The following is a 21,190-nucleotide window of genomic DNA, read 5'->3' as shown; positions in this document are numbered from 1 at the left end:
GCTGGGGGTGGAAGTGCAGCAATGCATGGAGCTGACCAGTACTAATCGGTCGAGGGCTTATCCAATAGCAAGTTGTAAATCGCGTGTTTCGTTTCGAATCTAGTTTTCAGAGAACAACAACTCTGAAATGTAAGCTACGCGTTTGGTGGCGATGGCGGAGGGGTTCCACACGTACCCATCCCGAACACGACCGTTAAGCCCTCTAGCGCCGATGGTACTTGGACCGCAGGGTCCTGGGAGAGTAGGACGCCGCCAAGCAAAGAACCACTGCCGATGATATTCGGTGGTGGTTTTTATTTGTTTATAAGGATTAAATATGATAAGTGGAAGCTCTGACATGATCGATACTGGAAGGTAACATTTTTGTTACGGATAACAGCGGCAAAACCAGTATAATAGGACTATGTTAAATATGCTAAAAGTACCTGACCACAGAGCTGGAATGTGCAGCTGTGAAAAGGAGGGTGTGTGTGTTAAGTTGGCGGAGACTTGGACTACAATCATTTCTGTTGCTTTGTCTGACCGTTGTTCTAGCAGGATGCGGTGAAGCTTCAGGATCTGTATGGACTTCATATGAAGGCGCGGTGAACGAGAAGAGTTTTCCGGTGCCGAAAGTAGCGAATAAATCTGACCAGTCTGAAAATAATTCGGATATGGATTATGTTCGATATACGCTGTCTGGTATTAGTGAGAGTACTAGCTTGCCTGAGGTATATCTAGACGAGATTAAAAGCTGGGGTTGGACAGAGAGGCAAGCCAAGGGTACATCCAATGAATCCAGTACCTTGCGTGTATTTGCAAAGGAAGGACATACTGTGCATTTAGCAGTACATGATGGTTCCTTTACACTAATGGTTCCTAGAAATGATGCTACTCAAACGACAGTTAAATCATTGGCTGAAGATGATTGAGCTGGTTCAGGTATGGTTTGGTATGATTAATTAACGCTGTGATGTTCCTTATAATATAGTAAAGCTCCCGTGTACTTGATCGGGGGCTTTTTGTTATTTGGCGAATTAGGTTTTAGTAATGATTGGAGAAGCTATCACGTATGGTGGATCAGTGGTCATACATGTTCAGAAGGAATGGAGCAGCTTCTTTTGTACACGTATAGGTGGTATGTGTGCTTGAAGCATAGGGGAGTGTGGAGCGCTAAAAGTAGAGGGGGAGAGATATAAGTTGCATAAAGGTATTGAGGTAATGAAAGGCTGATGGAAGCGACCATAAGGGGGATAGAGCTGAGACTGAGTGAGAGATCGCTTAAAGGTGTAAGATCTACGAGATATCTGGGGTTATGAGGATATGGAGCAGCGGGAGGAAAAGAGGAGAAGAACGGAGCCACGAGTGGGGATAACTCATTTAACTATGCCCATGCTGTGGATAATGGATGAGAAGGGAACAATAAATAAAAGTTATCCACAGTGGATAACCTTTATTTGAGCATGTGAGGCTGAGTCAACTGAACGATACACGATTATGTTTTTGCATCAGATTATTCGAAGGGCTCAGCGGTTATGTATTACAAGTAAGTAAGGTACATTGAGTATTGCATAAATGAGGGAGTGTTATTGCAGATAATATGAGACATCTTGTTCATTCAATTTAATGAGTCCGTCTTTGCGCTCACGGGAGAGAACCATTACAACATACAAGCGAGGACCCAGCAACCACAAATGCCAGAAGATCAGCGAGAGGGTGAAGGACAATGGCGACCATATCAAACATACTGTAATGATACATAGTCCAATCCAGCTCATGTTAAGGTGTACCCGGACAAACATACGGAAGCTGAAATGCTGATCAGGGATATAACCTAACCAGGGCATACGCATATTCCAGCGCCAGCGTTTGGCGTAAGAGGTACGGACCAGCAGTAATATCGTTCTGGCGATGACATAATGAATCCAGATGGTGATTGGACCTGCCAGTACAAAAAAGAAGAGGCCAGTCCAGGAGAATGCGAGTAGATTGAATAAGAGCATGATGACCGGCAGACACAGATAGCTGTAAATGACACTGCGGGCGATAGCCTTTTTTTTCAGAAGCCGGTATTGATAAAATGTTGCTTTATTCTCCGGTTCGGCGATCATACGATTATATATCCTCCTTCGGATTCACGTTTGTGTGGGGTAGGTATTCATTGTTCTTACACGAGTAAAAGGGAATGAATCATACATGTATGTATATATGAACCTTGTATCTCACGCCATGACGATTGTACAAGATATTGAGATTCGACGGAGCTTATCTCAGTATACTCCCGAATACACGGACTGTCAGGCTTTGATATCGTTATCATGTATTATATATCGGCTGGGATTCCAAGTTTTTTTAAGGAAATTGAATATAAGTTTGAGTCAGGCCAAGGGATACGTGATGTAGAGGTAAATGCGATGGATTGTAAGATTACTGTATATACATAAGCAGGTGAATGTTCTTGTAGGGAGAATGAATGTATTTTTCGGTACAGACACCCAAGAGGGGGTGGGCGAATATATATATTTTATAGAAAGAAAGCACTATGAAAATGTTTAAAATAATAGAAACTGTGCAATACTGATAGTAAATGTAAAACAAGGTGGGATGGTTCATGGAAGAACATGCCGAACACACATGTATTATCTGCGAGCAAAGAAAAAGAGAAGGCATTTTTATTGTATCTGAATTCATATGTGACACTTGTGAAGCAGAAATGGTTCATACCGACGCGCAGGATGCCAAGTACAATTATTTTATTCATCAAATGAAGCAAATTTGGGTACAAAAAAACGCATAATAAATGTTGCTAATAGAAGTAGAAGCGAAACATCACATTGTAACGATGCTGATGTGTATAGAGGCCCAATGGGCCTTTTTCTGTTTTTAAGAGGAGAGATTGCCTTGTATGACATCTTGGGAAGGCGTATGCTGATATAATGGTATAGATCATTTGCAGTAACGCGTGTGGAGATGGGGAAGAAGGGCGTTGCTTAGATTAGGATGCATTTTTTGGAACGCATCGGGCGCACATAATATATGTACAGGATGGTTATTTCATGGATCATAAAAATAAAGCAAGTAGTGCCCCTTTATATGAAGCGTTGCTTGCGTATCGTGATTCGAAGCAGCGTTCTTTTCATGTGCCTGGGCATAAGAATGGACAAGCTTATCGACATTTGGTAGAACAAGCAGAAGCAGGGCAACCTCCAGTTAAGGATATCGTCAATGAGGAATACCCGCATAACAGAGAGATCCAGAATGATGGAGAAAAGAATTTTAACCAGAAGGTAGAGCGTTTCAGTTCGGTGGGTGAACATGGGGCTGATCTGGAGAGCGTGGAACGACTCAGCGTTGAAGGGGCTCACTCGGAATTAGAACTGGTACCGGTGCGTTCATTTCTGGAGATGATGGAGATGGATGTTACGGAGATTACGGGCACCGATGATTTGCACCATCCGGAAGGTGTAATCCAGGAAGCACAGGAGCTTGCGGCAGATTGTTTTGCCGCTGAGGAGAGTTTCTTCCTTGTGGGAGGCAGTACAGCAGGTAATCTGTCCTTACTGCTCACCGTGTGTGACGAGCCAAACAGTATAGTACTGGTGCAACGGAATGTTCACAAATCCGTTATTCACGGTTTAATGCTGGCAGGCGCAAGAGCTGTATTTCTGGAGCCGTGGGTCGATCCTGTGTCTGGACTTGCGGTCATGCCGTCGGTGGAGACGGTGCAGGCTGCTGTCCAGTCCTATCCTGAGGCAAAGGGCGTATTGGTCACTTTGCCTAATTATTACGGCATGGGCGCTGATCTGACGCCCATAGCCGAGGTATGCCACGCTGCTGGCATGCCACTGCTCGTGGATGAAGCGCATGGCGCGCATTATGGGCAGCATCCGGAGCTGCCTGTCTCTGCACTGTCATGCGGAGCAGACGGTGTCGTGCAGTCGACACATAAGATGCTGACGGCCTTCACCATGGGTGCCATGCTGCACATTCAGGGACCGCGGTTGAACCGGTCCCTGTTAAGGCAGCGCCTGGCCATGGTGCAAAGCTCAAGCCCATCATACCCGGTGATGGCTTCGCTTGATCTGGCGCGCCGGCTGCTGCATGTGCAGGGCGCGAACACATTCACGGCGGGGCTCGCCGCCGTGAATGCCTTTAAGCGCGGCCTCGCGGAGCTGCCGCGCTTCCAGTTGCTGCAGCCTGCACAGCCGCTGCAGCCAGAACCGCCAGCCGGAACAGCGAAGCCGGCTGGCATGTCCGTGTCCGCTGCGCAGCAGACACGGGAGGGTCTGACCGCGGCGGCTATGCCATCTGCCGCGGGGTATACCGCTCAGGACCCATTCAAGGCCGTCATCTATGACGGCGCAGGGGTGCTGAGCGGTTATGGGCTACAGCAGCAGCTGGAAGCATGCGGCTGTGTGCCCGAGATGAGCGACGAACGGTACGTCGTCTTGCTCTTCAGCCTGGGCTCAACGGTGCAAGATGCTCAGCACCTGTTGCAGGCTTTACACCATATCAGCTCTGCCAATGGGCATGAGCTGAACCAATCCAATACAGAGCCATCGCAACAGCTTGCGAAAGTTTCTGCACATTATATTTCCACGTGGAACAATTTACAAGAAAACACTCGCTACTCGGAACCGATCTCCTTTACACTGCAACCAATTGTGGAGACGAATACGATCAATGTGCCGATAGAAGAAAGCGTAGGCTGTCGATCAGCTGAGATGGTAGTCCCGTATCCTCCAGGGATTCCGCTTGTATATCCGGGTGAACGTATTAGTACATCGATGGTGGCTCGTATACAACTCCTGCGGGATGAGGGTGCAAAGTTTCATGGGGTATCCGATGCATCTCTACGGTCATTGAAGGTTATGAAGGAATGAAGGGAACACATGAGGATCTGAATTGCATTCACCAATAGGTAGGCAATATGACCAATACGGATAGCGATACCGGACCCTACACATGTGAGGGTCTCTTGGCCATTAATCTAGTTGCTAGGGTGTGTCTTCAAAATCAGGCATGCAATACGTTGAAGAATGTCAGGGTCCAACAGCTTGAAGTCAAGGATTGCTGATCCTGGCGAATTGTCCAGACGATTTTCTAAGAAACCGAGGACGTCTTATTTAGCCTTCGAGTCCTCCTTTTATTTTGTAAGGAACCTGAGACACGTTATTAACCATATTGACCTAACAAACACGCTGTAAACGGCTGGTTATTCCAATATACCGTGTTTCAGATTCCTTAGATTGTTGCGGGCGCTTCAAATCGCTGAATAAGACGTCACAGGGTCGTTAGCACTCCCGCTCCGTGCCCTGCTCCAGACACGTTCAGTTTGAAGACACGCTTTAGTTCAACTTATAGAGATAGACATAAGAAAGAAGGGAACACTTTGGGTATTCCGCTAAAAAAATATACAGGAATAGTCCTGCAAGTTTTGTTGATGTACGGTTTTTATTGGATTGGCAACTTGATTCAAGCTGTATTACATCTGCCGTTAACAGGCAGTATTGTGGGCATGATGGTATTGTTTGTCACCATTCAACTGGGATGGATCAAAATGAGCTGGGGAGAAGAAGGGTCGACGTGGCTTCAATCTCATCTGCAATTGTTGTTCATCCCGCCAACTGTGGGCATTATTAATCATTTTGATTTTTTTAGAGCCAACACCTTGTTATTGGTTCTGGGTTTGATCGTTAGCACATTAATCACATGTCTGATATCTGCCAAATTAAGTGAGTGGCTTATGACATGGAGATCGTCTCACTCAGGCAAAAAGGAGGCGATCACTTGTCAGCATTCATCCTCGGAATTGGAATGATCGTGCTAACCATCGCTGTATATATTCCAGCTACTCGTCTATATAAAAGATTAAAATGGCCGATACTTATGCCTGTACTCACAACGACTGCCATCCTGATCCTGATCTTGGTGATCTCCGGTATAAAGCTGGATACGTACATGCTGGGTGGAAAATGGATACAGGAGCTCTTGGGTCCAGCAGTTGTATCTCTTGCTTTTCCCTTGTCCAGACATCTGCATGTGCTGAAGCAAAATATCATTCCAATTGTGGGTGGGACAATCGGAGGCAGTATTACAGGTATCGCTACAGGCGCTTTAATCGCCATTCTGCTCGGCTATCCGCAAGAGATGGTCATCGCTTTATTGCCAAAATCAGTGACAACTCCTGTGGCTATTCAACTTGCTAATCAGGTTGGGGGGAATGCCTCATTCACATCGCTGTTTGTGATGATTGCAGGATTCTCAGGGATATTATTGGGGCCGATGCTCTTGAAATGGGCCAAAGTCCGCAGTAAACATGCCTATGGGATTGGACTGGGTTCAGCATCTCATGCCCTCGGCATGGCAAGGTCTTTTGAATATGGAGAGAATGCGGTAGCCCTCAGTTCAGTTTCCATGATTGTCAGTGCTATTGCCGGATCAATTATGCTTCCATTATGGGTATGGATCATCTACGGTTGAATGTTTTACTTTGTTGTTCATGTTGGAGTAACCGCTGACCTATAGTATGATAGAAAGAAACAAGCTTGTATGATCTGGGTGTTATTAATACGTACCGATATAGCTGTAGCTATACACCTCTGGGCGGGAGATATCATATCTTGTAGCAAGAGGGTCTAAGCATATTCCATTACAGCAGCAATAGATGCAATTATCGACATAGAAAGCAGGGAAGCATATGCAGGGCAGAGGTAAATTCATTACGCTGGAAGGGGGAGAGGGTTCCGGTAAAACAACGATGATCGGTAGAATAGGTTCTTATTTTGAAGAACGGGGTATACCTTACGTAGTTACGCGAGAGCCTGGTGGAATTGAGATTGCGGAGAAAATACGTTCAATTATTCTGGACCCTCTTCATACGGCAATGGATGCTCGAACCGAAGCACTATTGTATGCAGCTGCACGCAGCCAGCATCTGGCGGAGAAAGTAGAGCCTGCACTGAGAGCTGGAAAAGCAGTCATCTGTGACCGATTTGTCGATAGCAGTCTGGTCTATCAAGGGCACGCCCGTGGACTCGGGATAGAGAATGTATGGGCCATTAATCGTTTTGCGATTGGTGATCTCATGCCGGATGTGACCTTATATCTGGACATTGAGCCTGAAGTGGGGCTTGCCCGGATCGATGCTCATGATGGCCGCGAAGTGAACCGTCTGGATCTGGAAAATCTGGAGTTTCACCGTAAAGTGCGAGAGGGTTACTTCCTATTAAAAGAGCAGTTCCCGGAACGGATCAGAGTTATCGATGCTTCCATGAAGCAGGAGGATGTCTTGGCAGCAATGATTTTGTCGCTGGAGACAGGGATTTTGAAGGATTTTGACGAGTAATTGTCTAATATATAGACAGGGCATTTGATAAAGGTGCTTATTCTAAAGGAGGTTATGCAGGATGAAACTGATTGTTGCGATTATACAGGATAAAGACAGCAACCGATTATCCAGCGCATTGGTCAAAGCAAACTTTCGGGCAACGAAGCTTGCCAGTACGGGCGGATTTTTGAAGGCAGGCAACACGACGTTTATGATCGGTGTCGATGATGGTCAAGTCGAATCCGTAATGAACGTCATTCGCAGCAGCTGTAAGGTTCGTGAACAGCTCGTGACTCCGGTCACACCGATGAGTGGAACAACCGACTCTTACCTGCCGCTACCTGTTGAAGTTCAAGTAGGCGGAGCTACTGTATTTGTTCTCCCGGTAGATCGCTTCGAACATTTCTAATTAAACCTATTGCATGGATCCCATGAGGGTCCTTCATGATCGATAGCATGTTGGAAACGATGGATGCAAGAAGAGTTAACAGAGTTCGTGCGTGCCACTTACGGAACGCCTTTCTTGACGAGAAGAATCAGCATACTCTTTCCGGATGAGCATTTCCCAGCTGGGAATGGTTCCTTTCGGAAAGAGGTTGACTACAAAGAACAAGTCCTTGATGGTGATGTGTATCTACCATTATATATAGAGTGTGATCAGCATATATAAAAGCCTCATTCTCAGGCACAGGCGCAACGCGCACTGTGCTGATGGGCGATTGGCTAACTATGATAGAAAGCGGGCGTATCCATGAAAATCAATCCTGGATTCAGACCGATTCAGAGCGGGATCAGTTCTACTGATTCAGGTTCCAAACCGGTTCAATCCAAAAATTTCTCTGATATGATGAATCACCAGGGGGAACGGGCCTCACAAGCTGAACTGAATCGCCGGTTTAGTGAAATCCAGCTTCAGGGAGATCGCTTGGCACGTTCCATGACGATTCGTGAACTGAAGGCGTATAAGCAACTTGTTAAAAGGTTCCTGGAAGAGACCGTTCGTCGCGGTGTATCCATGAAAGAGACAAGGGGTTGGGATCGTCGTGGCAGAGGCAAGCGGTATAAACTGATTGATGAAATTGACTCCGCTCTGTTATCCATGGCTGATGAATTGCTGGATACAGAAGAAGGAAAAATCTCTCTATTACAACAAGTAGGGGAAATTCGGGGGATGCTTATTAATTTAAGCTTCTGAGGAGGAAGTATGTCCTTTCAACAGATTATGGGTCAACAAGCGGCCAAGAAAATGTTACAAAGCAGTTTGAGACGTAAGGCAATAAGCCATGCGTATTTGTTTAGCGGTCCAGCTGGTAGCGGGCAACGGAAGACGGCAATTACCTTTGCCAAGGCAATATTCTGTACAGAGCTTGAAGATGACGCTTGTGGGCAGTGTCTTGAATGTCGTAAGGTAGATCATGGTAACCATCCGGATCTAACCATGCTTGCACCAGATGGAAACAACATTAAAATAGATCAAATCCGGGATCTGCAGCGTATTTTTTCATACCGATCAGAGGCAGGCCATCCCAAAGTATATATTATAGAACAAGCCGAGAAAATGACGGTGCAGGCAGCAAACAGTTTGCTCAAATTTCTGGAGGAACCGCAGGTACCAGCAGTCGGCATCCTGATTACAGATAATGGACAGGCCATGTTGCCAACGATCCGCTCACGCTCCCAATTGGTACCGTTCAGCGCACTGAATCCGGAAGAGATGCTGCAATCACTAATTGAGGAAGGGCACCCTGCCAATCTGGCTCGCTCTGCCGTCCATTTAGCGTCAGGATTGGAAGCATGTAGAGAAATTCTCCAGCAGAATTGGTTTGCAGAAATTAGAAACGTAATGTTACAATTAGGGAAGGAGTCCCTGGGTAGAGGAAGTACATCATTGATCTCTGCACAGCAGAAGCTTTTTAAAACCGGACTCTCTGAACACCTGGACATGTTACTCAGTTTGTTCCATCTATGGTTTAGGGACATGCTGTATGTTCAGTACGATAGGCATGAACATATCGTTTTTATAGATCAGTTAGACATGTTATCTCAGTTGGCACATACCCGCAGCACAGAGCAGTGGGTCTCCTATATGGATATGGCCGCAGCATGCAGAAAAAAATTGCGTTTCAACGTCAATGGCCAGCTTTGTCTGGAGCAATTTTTGATCGGTTTGGCATAAGACTGGGAGAGGGCAAAGTTAGCTCCAATCATATGCAAACGGTTATAACTTCGGCCGGTTCCCTAAGAAGACGGGGCTTCAGACGAAGTGGGGTTGGCTTACAAGGGGGTTAATTTTTTGTACAGTGTAGTGGGTGTCCGTTTCAAAAAAGCGGGCAAAATTTATTACTTCGATCCCCTGGACCTTCCCATTGAGAAAGAAAACTGCGTTATCGTGGAGACAGCGCGGGGGGTTGAGTACGGTAAGGTTGTCGTAGGTAAGAAGGAAGTGGGCGAGTCCGATGTGGTGTTGCCGCTGAAGAAAGTCATCCGCGTTGCGGGCGATACAGATGCCCGTGTGGTTGATGAGAACAAACGTGCAGCCAAAGAAGCATTCGGTACTTGTTTAAATAAAATCAAAGACCATGGCCTCAAAATGAAGCTGGTCGATGTGGAATTTACGTTTGATCGCAATAAAATTATATTTTATTTTACAGCTGAAGGAAGAGTTGATTTCCGGGAGCTGGTCAAGGATCTGGCAAGCATATTCCGGACACGAATCGAGCTGAGACAGATTGGTGTACGTGATGAAGCGAAGATGCTTGGCGGAATCGGACCTTGCGGCCGTGTGTTGTGTTGTTCTTCCTGGCTGGGAGACTTTGAGCCGGTATCAATCAAGATGGCTAAAGATCAGAGCCTGTCACTGAATCCGACGAAAATTTCAGGGTTGTGCGGAAGACTCATGTGCTGTCTGAAATTTGAGCATGATAACTATGAAAGTGTGAGAGAAGAACTGCCAGCTGTAGGCAAATTGGTCGTCACCTCATTGGGTGAAGGAAAAGTTGTCGGAATTAATGCCGGTAGCCGCACAGTCCATGTTCAACTGTTCGACATCAGTAAAGTCAAAGAACTTCCGCTGGATGACGTCGTTATCAAGTAAACCATAAAGGTTGCTTCGGGGTGGAAACTTGGAAAAGAAAAATCTGTTTACGCACATTCATGAAATGGAAACCCAACTGGGTCAGTTGCACGGTGATTTAGGAGAGTTAAAAATGATTGTGAAGGAGCTGCTTGAGGATAATCAGCGGCTTACCATCGAGAATGAGCAGTTACGCAAACTGCTCAAACGTGAGGCTCCGGCAGATCTGCCGATCTCCTCAGCACTCGCTCCTGTAGCAAGACCAGCAGGTCCGGCTACAGGCGAGGATGTTGTGGGCGAAGGGTATGATAATCTGGCTCGGTTGTATCACGAAGGCTTCCATATCTGCAACGTCTATTATGGACATTTGCGGACGGAAGGCGATTGTCTGTTCTGCCTGTCTTTTTTGAATAAATGAAGTGACCGTAGGGATCCCCTACGGTTTTTTTTCAAGGTTATAAACCTAAACTAAACAAACATGAGATATAGAGTACCGGAGGATGAGCGTAACATATGGAAGAAAATGAAGTTGTGTTACATGAGTCAGAGCGGATTGATGATCTGCTCTCTCATGATCTGAGAATCATTCAAAGTGATGAAGTGTTTAGTTTTTCGATGGATGCCGTATTATTAGCCCGGTTTGCTTCCGTACCTAAACGGGGTCGTATACTTGATTTGTGTACGGGTAACGGGGTGGTTCCCATTTTGCTTACAACGCGTACGCAGGCTAGTCTGGAAGGGATCGAGATTCAGCCACGTTTGGCTGATATGGCGCGTCGCAGTGTGCAATTAAATGCATTGGATGAGTCGATTATGATTCGTGAAGGTGATTTGCGAGAACTCGTGAAAGAAACAGGACATGCTGTATACGATGCAATAACCGTTAATCCTCCATACATGCCTCTGAATGGCAGTGATCTCAAGATGAACACACATCAGGCAATGGCACGTCATGAGATCGGATGTACCCTGGAAGAAGTGATTCAGGCGTGCAGTCGACTTGTACGTAATGGCGGCAAAGTATCAATGGTTCATCGTCCGCAACGCCTTGCAGAGATTATCTCGCTCATGCGCGAATATAAGCTGGAACCAAAACGGATTCGGATGGTACATCCCCGTGCTCATTTGGAAGCCAACATGGTGTTAATTGAAGGAATGAAAGATGGTAAACCGGAAGTTAGGATGCTTCCTCCACTCATTGTCTACAATGAAGAGGGGAAATACTGCGAAGAGATTATGGATATTTACTATGGTCAGCAACATGCTGAGCGTACTACGAAAGGAGGGCTTTAGATGACTTTGCATATTCAAAAAAGCTATGCGGAGCAGCCTGAAGGATCAGGCAAGCTCTATCTGGTTGGAACACCCATTGGTAATCTGGAGGATATGACCTTCCGTGCCATCAAGACATTGCAGAGTTGTGACATCATTGCAGCAGAAGATACACGTCAGACCCGAAAGCTGCTTACCCATTTTGAAATTACACCTTCCATGCTGTTTAGTTATCATGAGCATAATAAGGGGGCGAGTGGACCTGAACTGATACGCTATATAATAGAAGGAAAAAATTTGGCACTCGTCAGCGATGCCGGTTTGCCAGCCATTTCGGACCCTGGTTCTGACCTTGTACAGCTTGCACTGGAAGCCGGAATAACGGTCATTCCCATCCCGGGGCCCAATGCTGCGTTGTCTGCTCTGATCGTGTCCGGATTACCGACGGAGCGTTTTACATTCGGCGGTTTTTTGCCGCGTGAGAAAAAGGACATGCGAAAAGTGCTGGAGGCGTTTGACGAATCCAACGGGACTTTGTTATTTTATGAATCGCCTCATCGTATTCGGAAAACATTAGTCCACCTTGAAGAAATTCTGGGTGATCGCTCGATTGTCCTGGCTCGTGAACTAACCAAGCGTCATGAGGAATTCGCAAGGGGTACTGTGAGGGAATGCATAGACTGGCTTGAAGAACATCCACCTCTTGGCGAGTACTGCTTGCTGGTAGAAGGCATTAAGGAAGAGGAGCGTAAGGCTGAGCGCGAAGCATGGTGGCAGCTCATGTCACTCGCGGATCATGTCAGCCATTATGAGGGTGAAGGACATAACCGCAAAGATGCAATGAAAAAAACGGCTACCGATCGCGGTCTGGCGAAGCGTGATGTATATAATGCATTAATCGAGTAGTAATCTAACCAAATATCTTCTGTTGTGGGGAACATAACCTGAAAAGAAGCTTATATCCAACCTTAGTGGAATATTAAAAAGAGCAGAGTGGCTAAAAAAAATTCCGAACAAATTTCATCGTTCTCTCCCAGTTCGCGTGTGACAGAATCATTTTGGGTAATGGAACCCATAACAAGGCAAAAAAATACCTTCCGCGGTGGGGTTCACACCGGGAAGGTCATTAAGGAATATTAAAAAGGTTAGAAATAACAATTTAGATAAGTCCAGTATACCTGGTTTTTCTTATTTTGTCACAGGTGCAGGGATTTCGGAAATACATTCGTTACAAACAATTTTACCTTTGAAGTAAGTAACGTTCTCTGCATTACCACAGAAGATACAAGCAGGCTCGTATTTTTTCAACATGATGCGCTCGCCGTCAACGTAGATTTCCAGAGCATCTTTTTCACCAATACCGAGCGTACGGCGCAATTCAATTGGAATAACTACCCGTCCCAGTTCGTCCACTTTTCTTACAATACCTGTTGATTTCATCATTATAATCAGTGCTCCTCTCAGCTAACTATCTTTGTCATTATTCGACATTATTTTATGTTTTATGATACTCATCATACCAACGATTCCCAAATCAGTCAACCTTAAAATTAGCTTAAAATTAAGGCTGTTTTTCACAAGGTTACTGGTGGTAAGGGATTGGAAGCCGTTTTTCGCATTTAAACCTCAATGTCAGCTTTGTCGATTTGGAAAACGACAAAACTACTTCATTCGACAAAGTTCGTCATATGGTGTCGAATCTTAGGTGAATCGCAGAGCTCAAAGCGTTAATATAAAAGAAATTAAAGGAGTGAGTCGACATGGAACAACGTTTAACGGAAGAGAAAGTATTCAAAGATCCGGTACATAATTATATCCACGTGCAAGATCCGGTTATATGGCAGTTAATTAACACCCCGGAATTTCAGCGTTTACGCCGGATTCGTCAACTGGGTACTTCTTACCTTACCTTTCACGGAGCAGAGCATAGTCGGTTCTCACATTCACTAGGTGTTTATGAGATTACACGCAAGATCATCTCTCAATTTGAAAGAAGTCATTATTCGGATTGGCCGAAGGAAGAAAAGATTGTAGCTCTGTGTGCAGCTCTACTTCATGATCTCGGGCATGGGCCATTCTCTCACTCCATCGAGGAAGCTTTTGACATGAATCACGAAGATTGGACTTGTCGCATTATTACAGGTGATACCGAAGTAGGGGCGATCTTAAGACGGTATGCTCCTGATTTTCCTGAGAAGGTAGCGTCTGTCATTCAAAAAACGTATGAAAAGCCGATTGTGGTGAACTTGGTGACCAGTCCGCTTGATGCAGACCGAATGGATTATTTGCTCAGGGATGCCTATTTTACAGGTGTAAATTACGGCACGATTGACCTTGATCGTATCCTTCGGATGCTGCGTCCTTATCATGGGCGGATTGTAGTCAAGGAGTCAGGCATGCATGCTGTGGAGGATTACCTAATGTCTCGGTATCAGATGTATTGGCAGATTTACTTCCATCCGGTAACTCGTAGTTCTGAAATTATATTGCGGCAAATATTCAAGCGAGCGAAAACACTCCTACAACATGGTTTTCAATTCCGCTTCATGATTGATCCACTCCCTCAACTATTTGAAGGAGAATTATCCGTGGATGAATATTTGCAGTTGGATGAAGCATTAATTCAGACGGCATTTACGCAGTGGCGCAAGGAGGACGATACTGTTCTGAGTGAGTTATGCGAACGTTTTATGGATCGCAAGTTATATAAGTATGTAGAGCTTGAACAGGTCGACTTGACAATGATGGAAGAGATTCGGGAAGCTTTTGTACAGGCTGGCCTCGATCCCGAATATGATCTTGAAATTGATTTTCCTTCGGATAATCCGTATGATGTGTTTCGTCCGGATGAATCCACAGATAAGCAGATTCTTCTTCTGGATCGACAGGACAATTTACGTGAGTTGTCAGAAGTATCTGACATTGTCCGTTCCATCAGTGGGCTTCACCGAGGGAAACATCATTTGTATTACCCGCAAAACAAGGTGGATGCGATTATTCACGAATTACCGTCACATATACGCCCCTATTTCTTGTAATCGTGTGGGTATAATCCGATGAAGAATTTCGATATCAAAACACTTTCTAAAAGAGCTATTTTTCATGATACAGTAATCTGCTTTAATGGGGAGTATATGTAGATCGACATAATTTTGTAAATGCAAGCAGGCAGAATGAGCACAATTAACAATATATAGATCAGAATATCTGTATATCTTCTATATATTGTAGTTGTGAAGAAACAAACGTAATGATGTAATACACAGATACCCAAAATGTTTTATGTATGAGTCATTGAATTATTGAGTTTTACAAATTGGATTTTGAAAAAGAAGATAGTCGTTATTTCGACATGAAGGGAGATACAGACATGATGCTGTTCGACACACATACACATCTGGATGCACCACAATTCGACGAGGACCGCGAGGACATGATTCAGCGTGCTGTGGATGCAGGAGTTGGTCGCATGATCAACATTGGCTTTAACCGGGAGACGATTCCAACCACAATGAAACTCGCCGAAACATATGACTTTATATATGCAGCTGTAGGGTGGCATCCCGTAGACGCGATCACACTGCAGGAGGGCGATTTGGAGTGGATTGCATCTTTATGCAAGCATGAAAAAGTGGTTGCGATCGGTGAGATTGGATTGGATTATCACTGGGATACTTCACCAAAAGAGATACAGCATCGCGTATTACGACAACAAATTGCTTTGGCGCGTGAAGTGAACATTCCAATTGTCATCCATAATCGGGATGCACATGAGGATATCATAAGAATTTTGCGTGAAGAGAAGGCGGGCGAAGTTGGTGGTGTGATGCACTCGTTCTCGGGCAGTTGGGAAACAGCAAAAAGTTGTCTCGATATGGGCTTCCATCTCTCCTTCGGAGGACCGATCACATTCAAAAATGCAAAGCAACCCAAAGAGGTGCTGGAGAAGGTTCCTATGGACCGGTTTTTCATTGAAACAGATGCTCCATATTTGACACCGCACCCTTATCGTGGGAAGCGAAATGAGACAGCGCATGTACGTCTGGTTGCAGAGGCAGCTGCGGAAATTAAAGGCATTTCGGTGGAGGAAATTGCTGCAATAACAACCAAAAATGCCATGGAACGATTTGGGATTCGTTAAAAAAACGAGCAAATGAGGTGAAAAAGGCAGGTAAGCGGAGGTAATTTGCCCTTTGATCCAAATAAATCAAGAATATTACAATATTTTAACCAAATATTCAGAAAAACGTACTTGATCAACGCTTTACAACATGCATCAAAACAGGATATCATCTTTTCAGTGAATTGTTGTGCGGAAAATTGGACAGATGTTCGGGGGATGAACAAAGGGACACTTTCCGATGAAACAACATTACTTTCATGAATCAGTCTCGCTGAGTCTCCGTTATCGGAGAGCGGGGGAACCAATAGGGCTTAAACATCGGTGTATTTGGCCGATGCGCAACGTTCGCTGACCCAAAAGCAGCGAAGGGAACTGCGAAGCCGTATTTGATTTCTTCTTTGGGTCTCGGGGTGAATTCAAGGGCGTCCGCCATGAGCGGGTGACCCAAGATAGGGCGGCTCTCTTTCGCCCGAACCCGACAGCTAACCTCGCAAGCGGAAAAAGAGAGGCAACCTCGTGCATGAATTTCCGATATTCAAAATCATTCGGAAGCCACGAAAGAGTTCCTCTTACACTCTTTCTTTGGCTTTTTTGTTTTTGAATAAAAGAAATATTGTCATCATACGGTAGGTATTCAGGAGGATGACATCATGTTGCGAAGATTGATTCATGGTGCAGAACCGGATTACGTTGGTCCAATCTGTGTTCTGTAGAAAATTTGGTATAGTCACGTCAAAGACATCATGCATTACTTTAGACGGCGAGGCTATGAAGGAGGACGGAGAAGTGGGCACATTCCAACCAGAAGAGACCCATGAGTCACGATCATCCAGTAAGTCTTTCGCGTTGCGGTGGAAGCATGAGAACATGCGTCAAATGGCATTGATCGCGATTTTCTCAATTGCGCTTACAATCATGATCTTGTTAGTCGTTTACGGTCAGGCCGGGAAACAAATTTCGCTGGTTATTGATGGCAAAGCTCAGGTGGTAGAGACTCGTACAGGAATGCTTCAGGAAATGCTGGAGGAGCAGTCGATCACAGTCAGCCCTCACGATAAGGTATCCATGTCCATGAATGGGGCGATTACAGATGGAGACCGAATCGTTATTGAGCGGGCCGTTCCAGTTAACATTACGGCAGACGGAGACACCAAGACTCTGTATACAACCGATTCATCGGTAGAAGATGCAATTCAAAAATCAGGTATTCAAGTTGAAAGTAATGATAAAGTGTATCCGGCGCTTGGAACTGCTATCAAAGCGGAGATGAAGATCCGTGTAGTGCGCGTAACAAAGCGTACAGTGGAAGTAGAGCAACCGATCGCTTACAAAGTCATTAAAACGGCTGACCCTAGCTTGTACAAAGGGGATAACCGTGTCGTTGTGAACGGCAAAGAAGGCACAATTGTACAGCATATCGAAAAGGTATTTCAGGATGGAGAATTGGTCTCCAAAAAAATGGTCGGCAAATCTGTCGCTAATAATCGTGTAGATAAAGTGATCGCTGTCGGCACCAAAGCAAAACCGGTCGTGAAGGAACCTGAGATTCAGACCGTATCGGCTCAAACGTCAACAACCAAAAAGGCTACAACAACGAACTCGAAGAAAACATCTGCCTCGGGCAGCAAAGTGATTACCGTATCCGGGACTTCTTTTAAATACTCCAAAGTACTTAAAAATGTATCCATGACTGCCTACTCTTCCGAAGAGCCTGGCATTGGAACTAAAACAGCTTCCGGTACTCGTGTAACGGAAGGACGCACCATTGCGGTTGATCCCAAAGTCATTCCAATTGGCTGGTGGGTATATATCGAAGGTCTGGGATTCCGTCGTGCGGAAGATACAGGCGGTGCCATTAAAGGCAACAAAATTGATGTGTATTATGACAGTGTGAAGCATGCCCTGAATTTTGGACGTAAGAAAGGCAAGACGGTCTACGTGATCGGTCCGGTGAAGCCGGAAGCGAACTAAAATCGTTTTACTTTGAAATGGGAATGCTATAAAATAGTTGCATGAATGATTCATGCGGAATATGCGGCGGAGGAGTCTGAATTCAGTCTCCCCCGCCGTTTGGCAGAGAAGAGGATATTCCTCTTCTTTTTGCGTTAGAAAGGAAGAAATGGAACATGATAAAAGAAGTCATTGTGGTGGAAGGCCGTGACGATACGGTAGCTATCCGTCGGGCCGTGGAGGCCGATACCATAGAAACAGGTGGATCAGCCATCAACCAACGCATTCTGAAGCGGATTGCGCTTGCTCAGGAGAGACGGGGAGTCATTGTACTGACAGATCCGGATCATGCTGGCGAACGCATTCGAAAAATTATTGCGAACAAGGTGCCAGGCTGCAAGCATGCCTTCATTCCGGAAGCCGATGCAACGCGCAAAGGGGACATTGGGGTGGAGAATGCCTCACCAGAGGCGATCCGTCATGCTCTGGCGCGCGTACATACTTCATACGAAGGTGCTCCGAGCCTGATCGATTGGGAGGACCTGATCGCGGCAGGACTTATTGTGCATCCGCAGGCTGCTGCACGTCGCATGGAGATGGGCAATCTGCTGGGCATCGGTTATTGTAACGGTAAGCAGTTCCACAAACGTCTCAGTGTATTTCAGATTACACGGGAAGAGTTCTCTACAGCATTAGCGCAAATTGAACGTGAAGGATTGTGAGCATATGAAGAACATGGAAGAGACGATTGAAATTGCAACGCCCAAGCGTACGAAAGAGATTATTCAAAGACACGGATTCTCATTTAAGAAAAGTCTGGGTCAGAACTTTCTGATCGATCAAAATATACTGAACAAAATTGTTAATGCAGCCGATTTGGACGAGTCCAAGGGTGCGTTAGAGATCGGGCCGGGTATTGGAGCCCTTACGGAGCGACTGGCTCGGGTAGCCGGTCCTGTCACAGCCGTAGAGATTGATCAGCGCTTGATCCCAATCCTGGGAGAAGTGATGCAGCCTTATTCGAATGTACGTGTTCATCATGGGGATGTGCTGAAGCTTGATCTGGCTGAGTTGTTTAATACGGATTTTGCATCCGTGGACAAAGTCAGTGTCGTGGCTAACCTGCCTTATTATGTAACGACTCCAATCATGATGAAACTGCTGGAAGAGAAGCTGCCGGTAGACAGCATTGTTGTCATGATCCAAAAAGAAGTGGCTGAACGCATGGCTGCTGCACCAGGATCAAAAGACTACGGTAGTCTAAGCATCGCAGTTCAGTACTACAGTATGCCGGAACTTGTGTGTATTGTGCCTCCTACGGTCTTCATTCCGCAACCTAATGTGGAATCAGCTGTCATTAAGCTGAAGGTGCGTGAGCAGCCACCAGTGGAGATTCCGGATGAAGCACACTACTTCGAAGTGGTACAGGCTTCTTTTGCTCAGCGGAGAAAAACAATCTCAAACAACTTGAAGGCACGTTTCTTCACAAAGGAGAACCGGGAACAGGCAGACATTCTGCTGGAGCAGGCAGGTATTCAACCGTCCCGGCGTGGAGAGACATTGAGTCTGCAAGAGTATGCCACACTCAGCACCGTAATGTGGGAAGCTGGGGTACGTGCAGCGCTGTAAAATTTGAATGAACCAAACCGGGTCTTTGCCCATACGATGGGGTAGAGGTGATTACGTTGATGAATATCGGAGACTTGGTCGTTCGGAAGTCATACGGCGGCGATGTGACTTTTCGGGTGGAAGGCCTCCAGTTGGATGCTGCGGTCATTAAAGGGACTGAGTTCCGGCTGATTGCCGATTCCCCGGTGGACGATTTGATACAGGTTCCCTACGAACCACAAAGCGCCAAGACCAGACAGGCGCATATTAAAGCACATCAGACCCTGTCCCGTCTGCAGCAGAATCGTATGGAACAGGCTGAGCGGAATCGTGAAGGTCTGGTACAGGATTGGTCTGCCCAGCAGGAACCGGCATATTTTGAAATGCCTGGAAAGGTGCTTCATCTGGATGGAGATCCGAACTATTTGAAAAAAAGTATGGATCTCTATGAGCAACTTCGTGTGCCCGCAGAGGGACAGTATGTCCATGAATCGGCAATGGCAGATACCTTATACCGCTTATTACCCAAAGTACGTCCGGATATCGTAGTTATTACGGGTCATGATGGGGTGTTAAAGACACGTCAGCCCTATGACTTATATAGTCTTGGTAGCTACAAGAACTCGCAAAATTTTGTGTCGGCCATTCAGGTGGCCAGACAATATGAACGCCATCTGGACGCCCTCACTATTGTTGCAGGGGCCTGTCAGTCCCATTTTGAGGCACTGCTGCGCGCTGGAGCGAACTTTGCCAGTTCCCCAGGCAGAATTCTCATTCATGCACTTGATCCGGTCTATGTGGCAGCCAAGGCCTCCTTTACCTCTGTGCGCGATACGGTCAACATGAGTGATGTTCTGCACAATACCATCAGTGGTAGCCAGGGTGTGGGTGGTGTCGAGACACGGGGGAGTTACCGGGTAGGTCTGCCTGGGCTGAATGATTTATCTACGCTAAAAGTGAACCCGTCGGCAGTCTGATGTAGGCCATTTAAAGTCCCAATTTGGGGCTTTTTTTGTTTGCAAAAAAATTCATTGACAACAACTTTTTGATGCTGATATAATAATTAGTTTTGATTTGACAATGACTGTAAAATCCGGTATAATGGACAAGAAAAGAGGTGGTCGTCGACAATGGCTAAAAACACGCTGTTGGATATCAAACGCAATCTCGATGCACATATTGGTCAGAAAATTATGTTGCGGGCTAATGGTGGCCGCCGTAAGACCATTGAGCGTACGGGTGTATTGGAAGAAACGTACCCTTCTGTTTTTATTGTTAAGCTTGATGAGGAGCAAGAAACCTTCAAGCGAGTATCTTATAGTTATGCGGATATACTTACGGAATCGGTGGAAGTCATGGTTTATGACCCGGGCAGCCAGACGCATAGCTCCTATATGGAGACGTAAGTATCGATTTACAGGCGATTCGCCCCACAAGGCGGATCGCTTTTTTGTTTTCTTAAAACACCAATTTTCCCTCTAACGTAACCCATACATACTCAGGAATGAGCGAGGAACGGTCGCGGCATACTATATGGACAGGTGAAGGGACAGTTTCTTAAGCAATGCAGGAAACTGAATATGGCCTGGTGACAAAATGTCCAAAACGTGAACGAACAACGAACTCATCACATTATGAAGGATACTTTGGAGGAGGATGGTTCATGAGTCGCAGAAGAAGAAGTGTCATGTCAGAGGATCTGAAGAATGAGCTCGCGAAAGACCTGGGCTTCTATGATACGGTGCAACAGGAAGGTTGGGGCGGAATTAAAGCCAAGGATGCAGGAAACATGGTGAAAAGAGCCATTCAACTTGCTGAGCAGGCTGCCCGCAAATCTTAATCCGGTTCAAGCAGA

At 45.8% G+C, this 21,190-nt stretch carries 23 protein-coding genes, 1 rRNA gene and 1 riboswitch; of the genes, 22 read left to right on the top strand and 2 right to left on the bottom strand.

The window, feature by feature from the left end:
- Positions 1 to 141: 141 nt before the first annotated feature.
- Both rrf and C170_RS02755 read left to right on the top strand, forming a co-directional pair.
- Positions 142 to 258 (top strand): 5S ribosomal RNA (gene rrf, locus C170_RS02760).
- Positions 259 to 470: 212 nt separating this feature from the next.
- A complete protein-coding gene (locus C170_RS02755; RefSeq protein ID WP_017691399.1) occupies positions 471 to 911 on the top strand; it encodes a hypothetical protein in 441 nt (146 codons plus the stop codon).
- Between the two features lie 654 nt (positions 912 to 1,565).
- On the opposite strand, the gene C170_RS02750 is transcribed toward C170_RS02755, so the two are convergent.
- On the bottom strand, positions 1,566 to 2,090 hold the full coding sequence (locus C170_RS02750) for a hypothetical protein (RefSeq protein ID WP_036606136.1): 525 nt from the start codon (positions 2,088 to 2,090) through the stop codon (positions 1,566 to 1,568).
- A 500-nt stretch (positions 2,091 to 2,590) separates the two neighbouring features.
- Here C170_RS02750 and C170_RS02745 point away from each other — a divergent pair, with 500 nt between their 5' ends.
- From C170_RS02745 to rsmI, 12 genes are all read left to right on the top strand, one after another.
- A complete protein-coding gene (locus tag C170_RS02745; protein WP_017691396.1) occupies positions 2,591 to 2,776 on the top strand; it encodes a sigma factor G inhibitor Gin in 186 nt (61 codons plus the stop codon).
- 259 nt (positions 2,777 to 3,035) lie between these two features.
- Positions 3,036 to 4,862, top strand: coding sequence for an aminotransferase class I/II-fold pyridoxal phosphate-dependent enzyme (locus tag C170_RS02740; RefSeq protein WP_036606135.1), 1,827 nt, complete (start codon positions 3,036 to 3,038; stop codon positions 4,860 to 4,862).
- A 509-nt stretch (positions 4,863 to 5,371) separates the two neighbouring features.
- A complete protein-coding gene (locus tag C170_RS02735) occupies positions 5,372 to 5,800 on the top strand; it encodes a CidA/LrgA family protein (RefSeq protein WP_051446959.1) in 429 nt (142 codons plus the stop codon).
- Positions 5,770 to 6,462, top strand: coding sequence for an LrgB family protein (locus C170_RS02730; protein ID WP_051446958.1), 693 nt, complete (start codon positions 5,770 to 5,772; stop codon positions 6,460 to 6,462). Before C170_RS02735 ends, C170_RS02730 begins: the two co-directional genes overlap by 31 nt.
- 217 nt (positions 6,463 to 6,679) lie before the next feature.
- Positions 6,680 to 7,327 (top strand): dTMP kinase, encoded by a 648-nt coding sequence (gene tmk / locus C170_RS02725; protein WP_036606134.1) that lies wholly within the window; start codon positions 6,680 to 6,682, stop codon positions 7,325 to 7,327.
- Between the two features lie 61 nt (positions 7,328 to 7,388).
- On the top strand, positions 7,389 to 7,718 hold the full coding sequence (locus tag C170_RS02720; RefSeq protein WP_017691391.1) for a cyclic-di-AMP receptor: 330 nt from the start codon (positions 7,389 to 7,391) through the stop codon (positions 7,716 to 7,718).
- Positions 7,719 to 8,060: 342 nt separating this feature from the next.
- The gene (locus tag C170_RS02710) at positions 8,061 to 8,504 is read left to right on the top strand and encodes a YaaR family protein (protein ID WP_017691389.1); all 444 of its coding nucleotides are present in this window, start codon (positions 8,061 to 8,063) and stop codon (positions 8,502 to 8,504) included.
- 9 nt (positions 8,505 to 8,513) lie between these two features.
- Positions 8,514 to 9,485, top strand: a complete 972-nt coding sequence (gene holB / locus C170_RS02705) for a DNA polymerase III subunit delta' (RefSeq protein ID WP_036606132.1) — start codon at positions 8,514 to 8,516, stop codon at positions 9,483 to 9,485.
- 117 nt (positions 9,486 to 9,602) lie between these two features.
- Positions 9,603 to 10,403: a PSP1 domain-containing protein gene (locus C170_RS02700; RefSeq protein WP_017691387.1), complete on the top strand. Its 801-nt coding sequence runs from the start codon at positions 9,603 to 9,605 to the stop codon at positions 10,401 to 10,403.
- Positions 10,404 to 10,431: 28 nt separating this feature from the next.
- Complete coding sequence (yabA, locus tag C170_RS02695; RefSeq protein WP_017691386.1) at positions 10,432 to 10,800, top strand: DNA replication initiation control protein YabA; 369 nt, start codon at positions 10,432 to 10,434, stop codon at positions 10,798 to 10,800.
- A 95-nt stretch (positions 10,801 to 10,895) separates the two neighbouring features.
- A complete protein-coding gene (locus C170_RS02690; RefSeq protein WP_036606131.1) occupies positions 10,896 to 11,675 on the top strand; it encodes a tRNA1(Val) (adenine(37)-N6)-methyltransferase in 780 nt (259 codons plus the stop codon).
- Positions 11,676 to 12,560 (top strand): 16S rRNA (cytidine(1402)-2'-O)-methyltransferase, encoded by an 885-nt coding sequence (rsmI, locus tag C170_RS02685; RefSeq protein WP_036606130.1) that lies wholly within the window; start codon positions 11,676 to 11,678, stop codon positions 12,558 to 12,560.
- A 282-nt stretch (positions 12,561 to 12,842) separates the two neighbouring features.
- Here the strand turns inward: rsmI and C170_RS02680 are convergent, their stop codons facing one another.
- On the bottom strand, positions 12,843 to 13,097 hold the full coding sequence (locus tag C170_RS02680; RefSeq protein WP_024633700.1) for an AbrB/MazE/SpoVT family DNA-binding domain-containing protein: 255 nt from the start codon (positions 13,095 to 13,097) through the stop codon (positions 12,843 to 12,845).
- 317 nt (positions 13,098 to 13,414) lie between these two features.
- On the opposite strand from C170_RS02680, the gene C170_RS02675 reads away from it, so the two are divergent.
- From C170_RS02675 to C170_RS02640, 8 genes are all read left to right on the top strand, one after another.
- Positions 13,415 to 14,692 carry an HD domain-containing protein gene (locus C170_RS02675; protein ID WP_036606129.1) on the top strand — a complete coding sequence of 426 codons (1,278 nt, stop codon included), beginning with the start codon at positions 13,415 to 13,417 and terminating at the stop codon, positions 14,690 to 14,692.
- Positions 14,693 to 15,024: 332 nt separating this feature from the next.
- Positions 15,025 to 15,795, top strand: coding sequence for a TatD family hydrolase (locus C170_RS02670; RefSeq protein WP_179088725.1), 771 nt, complete (start codon positions 15,025 to 15,027; stop codon positions 15,793 to 15,795).
- Positions 15,796 to 16,036: 241 nt separating this feature from the next.
- Positions 16,037 to 16,290: riboswitch (cyclic di-AMP (ydaO/yuaA leader) on the top strand.
- A gap of 273 nt (positions 16,291 to 16,563) precedes the next feature.
- Entirely contained in the window at positions 16,564 to 17,748 is a 1,185-nt protein-coding gene (locus C170_RS02665) for a 3D domain-containing protein (protein WP_036606128.1), read from the top strand.
- A gap of 155 nt (positions 17,749 to 17,903) precedes the next feature.
- Positions 17,904 to 18,449 carry a ribonuclease M5 gene (rnmV, locus tag C170_RS02660; protein ID WP_017691379.1) on the top strand — a complete coding sequence of 182 codons (546 nt, stop codon included), beginning with the start codon at positions 17,904 to 17,906 and terminating at the stop codon, positions 18,447 to 18,449.
- 4 nt (positions 18,450 to 18,453) lie between these two features.
- Positions 18,454 to 19,356 (top strand): 16S rRNA (adenine(1518)-N(6)/adenine(1519)-N(6))-dimethyltransferase RsmA, encoded by a 903-nt coding sequence (gene rsmA / locus C170_RS02655; protein ID WP_100528122.1) that lies wholly within the window; start codon positions 18,454 to 18,456, stop codon positions 19,354 to 19,356.
- A 59-nt stretch (positions 19,357 to 19,415) separates the two neighbouring features.
- Positions 19,416 to 20,312 carry a sporulation peptidase YabG gene (yabG, locus tag C170_RS02650; RefSeq protein ID WP_017691377.1) on the top strand — a complete coding sequence of 299 codons (897 nt, stop codon included), beginning with the start codon at positions 19,416 to 19,418 and terminating at the stop codon, positions 20,310 to 20,312.
- A gap of 153 nt (positions 20,313 to 20,465) precedes the next feature.
- Entirely contained in the window at positions 20,466 to 20,741 is a 276-nt protein-coding gene (gene veg / locus C170_RS02645; RefSeq protein WP_017691376.1) for a biofilm formation stimulator Veg, read from the top strand.
- Positions 20,742 to 20,998: 257 nt separating this feature from the next.
- Complete coding sequence (locus tag C170_RS02640) at positions 20,999 to 21,175, top strand: small, acid-soluble spore protein, alpha/beta type (RefSeq protein WP_017691375.1); 177 nt, start codon at positions 20,999 to 21,001, stop codon at positions 21,173 to 21,175.
- Positions 21,176 to 21,190 lie beyond the last annotated feature (15 nt).

It is taken from the genome of Paenibacillus sp. FSL H7-689 (assembly GCF_000517905.1).
GTDB lineage: Bacteria > Bacillota > Bacilli > Paenibacillales > Paenibacillaceae > Paenibacillus > Paenibacillus amylolyticus.
Note: the sequence above shows the minus strand (reverse complement) of the source record. Positions and strands in the feature narration are given on the sequence as shown.